This window comes from Bradyrhizobium sp., from assembly GCF_028868675.1.
Classification (GTDB): Bacteria; Pseudomonadota; Alphaproteobacteria; order Rhizobiales; family Xanthobacteraceae; genus Bradyrhizobium.
The window spans coordinates 1-3,968 of record NZ_JAGWUA010000302.1; the positions used below are offsets into that span (position 1 = coordinate 1).

The following is a 3,968-nucleotide window of genomic DNA, read 5'->3' on the forward strand; positions in this document are numbered from 1 at the left end:
GTGCGGTAACCTCGTCGGCTCATTCCTGCCCTCCAGGCTGCCTGGCCTGGATGGAACATAACAGGAACATCATTGCAATGGAAGCCATTACAATGGAAGTGGTGCTTGCGGCCCCTGCACTCGCACCCCTACTCCAGCGCCTCCAGCACCAACTCCATGGTCATCAGCACGGGATTGTCGCCGCGGATCAGCCGGCCCTCGGCAAGACCGCCGGTGTAGTCGACCAGCGCCGCGTCGAGCGTGGCCTCGAGCCTGCCGGAGCCATCAGGCGCGATCGTACCCGACGTCACTGCAAGCTCGGTCGCGAACGGCTTGGTCACGCCGCCATTGGTGAAGCGTGCGCCGATGGTCGAGCCGACGCCACCGTGCAGTCTTGCACGCACAATGCCGTGTTCGCGGCAAAAGCCTTCGAGGCTACCGGCAAAATCCTGGTTCGGTCGCAGCCGCAGCGCAAAGGCGCGGCTGGTGGTGCGGGCACCGCTTGCTGCCATCGCAACCGGCCCAAACAGCTTGAAGTTCGTCTCAGGATCAGGCTCGGCCGTGAACGTCGCACCATCGACGCCGAAGGCGCGCACCTCGAACGGCTCGGCGACAACGGTTTCCTCGGGCAGGATATGCCCACCGCCCGCGCGGCCATCCGCCTCGGTCCACAGCGCATGGCAATGGAAGAACGGCGTGCCGTCTCGGCTGCCCAGCGTCATGCTGCCGAGCTTCAACCGCGTCACGCCCTGCGGGCGAAATGTGTCGCTGTAGAAGGCGGCATTGTCGCCGGTCTTCGACAGCGCCGGCATTACATAGGCGAACGGCCCGAGCGCGCCTATCGTGAAGTTGAGAACGCCGCCCGCAAAACCTTCCGCGGCAAAACCGCGCCGCGCGGCTTCCAGCAGCGGCAGGCCCGCTTGAAGCGTGAAGGAGAACGCGCGCCCCCTCGCCTCCACCCACTGGATGCGCTCGGCGACCGGGACGCCCGGCTGCTTGATGCTGCGCATCGCGACCCGTCAGCCCGCCTGCTTCTTGTCGAGGTCGAGCAAACCGCGCGCCTCGAGCTCGTCGCGCACCAGGCGTTTGGGGATCTTGCCGTAGCCGGATTTCGGCAGCGCCTCCCAGAAGAAGAACCGTTTTGGCATCTTGTAGCGCGGCACCTTTGGGCTGAGGAACGCCGCCATTTCGGCCTCGCTCACGGGCTTTTCACCTTCGCGCGGCACGCAGACGGCGACGCCGACCTCGCCCCAGGTCGGATCGGGCACGCCGAGCACGGCGACCTCGCCGACCGCGGGATGGGTCAATATCTTCTCCTCGATCTCGCGCGGATAGATGTTGGAGCCGCCGGAGATGTACATGTCGGAGGCGCGGCCCGTGATGTAGACGAAGCCCTCCTCGTCCATGTGGCCGAGGTCGCCGGTACGGAACCAGCCGTTGCGAAACGCCTTCGCATTGGCCTCGGGGTTGTCGTGATAGCCCGCGAACACCGCGGGTCCGATCACGCAGATCTCGCCGCTCTGGTTGGGTCCGAGCTCGCGGCCCTCGTCGTCCTGAATCGAGACCTGCATGCCGGTGCGCTCGTAGCCGCAGGTGCCGACCCTTGCCCGCGGACCGTCCTCGAGCTCGTGCAGCGCGGCGGGATAGACGGTGATGTTGCCGGTGACCTCACCGAGCCCAAAATACTGCACGATGACCTTGCCGAGCTTCTGCAGCGCGGTCTTCTGGTCTTCGCGATACATCGGCGCGCCGGCATAGATGACGTAGCGCAGCGAGGAGTGATCGAATTTGTCCACCGCGGGATGCTCGACCATCATCTTCAAAATGGTCGGCACGGTGAAGAGATTGCTGACGCGGTGCGTCTCGATCAGGCGGAAGGCCTCGTTGATGTCGAACTTTTCCGTCGGCAGCAGCACGGTGCGCGCGCCGCGCGCGGTCTGCATCAATTGATGCACGCCGGCGCCGTGCGACAGCGGCGCCACCACCAGCGAGGCATCCGCTTCCGTCGTGCCGGGCGTAAGATCGGCGAGATGGTTGGTGACCACGAAGCCCATCTGGCCGTGAGTCAGCACGGCCGCCTTGGAGCGTCCGGTGGTGCCGGATGTAAAGAAGAACCAGCAGGGGTCGTCGTGCTCGACGGCGACGTTTGCGACGGCCGCACCGGCATTCGCCGCGACGGCCTTCGCCACCGTCGTTTCGCCGAAAGAACCCTCCTCGCCGACGCGCCAGGTGAATTGCAGCGACCCGCCGCTCACCGCCGCCGCATGCTCGGGAAAGTCGCCATGGCACAAGAATCCCTTGGCACCGGAAGCCTGGGCGAGATAGGCAACCTCATCCGGCATCAGGCGGAAGTTCGTCGGCACCCAGACCGCGCCGAGCCGGAAGGCCGCGAACATCGAGGCGAACATCTCGTCGCCGTTCTTGGAATGGACGAGGATGCGGTCGCCCTTGCCAATGCCGCGCGCGGCGAGTGCGGCGGCCAGCGCTGAGACCTGCGCGTCGATCTCGCGCCAGGTCCAGGACTTGTCGCCCCACACGAAGCCGGCCCGGCCACCGAATCGGCGGGCGTTCTGGGTCAGCATGTGGGCGAGGTTCATGACGCGGCGCGACATCCGCAATGGCTGCATGGGGCCTCCTCTTCGCAGGCCGGCTTCGCGGGGGCGAACCGCCTTTCCGTCCCTGTTTATCGCCATCCGATGCGGCCCCGCAAGGCACCGGCGCAACGCAGTCTCGAGCGCCGCCTGAGCCCGCAGGTTCAGGAAAAATTAGGGGAATGGCGGGCAGTTTGGCTCACCTTCGCACTGAGAGCTCCGCACCATGTCCAAGGCGCCCACCGTTCTCCTGCTCTCGCTGGCGCTCGCCGGATGTGCCGCGGCCCCGCAAGCGAGACTGGCCGCCGATCCCGCCGTCACGCCCGCACGCTACGCCTGGGACGGCGCCGGCGAAGATCCCAACCGGCCGAAGCTCGCCGCAGCGCCGTCGCGCGCGCCACGCGCGGAATCCCACGGCGATCGGACCGTCGATGCCACCGAGGCGGATCAGGATGCGCGGTTCTCACGCTCCCTCGTCATCTGCAAGGGCTGCCTGCGTCGGCAGCCGGCCGAGGACGCACGGCTGGCAACAGCGTCCGATTGAACCGATCGGTCGGCACGACGCTCTACTGCGAATCGAGCCCGACAACGGCTCCTCGGGCGGCAAGCCGCAGTCGATCCGCGACATGCTGAGGGCATCTCTGACGCAATGACGCGCGGCTCCCCCGCGGCGATGTCCCTTGGTCGCGGCTTTGCAATCGCCGGTTCACGCGCCTAGATCAGGGCATGGACGTGGAAAGACGGAAGACCTTTGCATGACGGCATCAGTGCGCGACAACAAGGATAAGAACCGCTTCGAGCTCGATGTCGGCAACGAGATCGCCTTCGCCAGTTACCGGCTGACGCCGTCGGCGGTGATCATCACCCACACCGAGACGCCGCGCGCCCTCCGTGGCCGCGGCATCGGCTCGAAACTGGTCAAGGGGGCGCTGGAGTTGATCCGCAGCGACGGCAGGAAGGTGATCGGCGGCTGCAGCTTCGTTGTCGACTATCTGGACAATCATCCCGAATACGCCGACCTCACAGGATAGCCCGCCCAAGCAAAAGGCCCACGAACTCGCGGGCCTTTCCGATGACGGTGATCGCGCCCGTCAGTGCTTGATCTCCGGCGGCAGCTTGCCGCCGTTCGCCGCGAGTCTGGTCATGACCTGCTTGTGCAACCAGACGTTCATGGTCGCGGAGTCGTTGGTGTCGCCGGTATAGCCGAGCTCCTTGGCGAGTTCCTTGCGGGCCGCAAGGCTCGAATCGATGTCGAGCGCCTTCATCAGGTCCACGATCGAGGTGCGCCACTCCAGCTTCTCCTTCTTGGCGGCGACCGCCTTGTCGAGGATCGGCGCGACATCCACGGTCTGAGCGGGCGCGGCGGCCGGCGACCCCGCGGGCGATGCAGCCGGGCCT

The 3,968-nt window shown here is 66.3% G+C and carries 5 protein-coding genes; 2 read left to right on the top strand and 3 right to left on the bottom strand.

The features are described from left to right. Positions 1 to 128 precede the first annotated feature (128 nt). The gene (locus KGM94_RS24025; RefSeq protein ID WP_300264847.1) at positions 129 to 989 is read right to left on the bottom strand and encodes a DUF296 domain-containing protein; all 861 of its coding nucleotides are present in this window, start codon (positions 987 to 989) and stop codon (positions 129 to 131) included. Between the two features lie 9 nt (positions 990 to 998). Beyond that, positions 999 to 2,606 (bottom strand): acyl-CoA synthetase, encoded by a 1,608-nt coding sequence (locus tag KGM94_RS24030; protein ID WP_300264850.1) that lies wholly within the window; start codon positions 2,604 to 2,606, stop codon positions 999 to 1,001. A 190-nt stretch (positions 2,607 to 2,796) separates the two neighbouring features. Between KGM94_RS24030 and KGM94_RS24035 the strand changes: the two genes are divergently transcribed. Both KGM94_RS24035 and KGM94_RS24040 read left to right on the top strand, forming a co-directional pair. Further along, a complete protein-coding gene (locus KGM94_RS24035) occupies positions 2,797 to 3,114 on the top strand; it encodes a hypothetical protein (protein WP_300264852.1) in 318 nt (105 codons plus the stop codon). A 211-nt stretch (positions 3,115 to 3,325) separates the two neighbouring features. After that, a complete protein-coding gene (locus KGM94_RS24040; RefSeq protein ID WP_300264855.1) occupies positions 3,326 to 3,601 on the top strand; it encodes a GNAT family N-acetyltransferase in 276 nt (91 codons plus the stop codon). A 60-nt stretch (positions 3,602 to 3,661) separates the two neighbouring features. On the opposite strand, the gene KGM94_RS24045 is transcribed toward KGM94_RS24040, so the two are convergent. Beyond that, positions 3,662 to 3,968: DUF3597 domain-containing protein (locus KGM94_RS24045; protein WP_300264858.1), on the bottom strand; the 307-nt coding region annotated here is incomplete at its 5' end.

Coding starts and splice junctions, on each gene's coding strand:
- KGM94_RS24025 (WP_300264847.1), bottom strand. CDS start 989: ATGCGCAGCATCAAGCAGCCGGGCGTCCCGGTCGCCGAGCGCATCCAG.
- KGM94_RS24030 (WP_300264850.1), bottom strand. CDS start 2,606: ATGCAGCCATTGCGGATGTCGCGCCGCGTCATGAACCTCGCCCACATG.
- KGM94_RS24035 (WP_300264852.1), top strand. CDS start 2,797: ATGTCCAAGGCGCCCACCGTTCTCCTGCTCTCGCTGGCGCTCGCCGGA.
- KGM94_RS24040 (WP_300264855.1), top strand. CDS start 3,326: ATGACGGCATCAGTGCGCGACAACAAGGATAAGAACCGCTTCGAGCTC.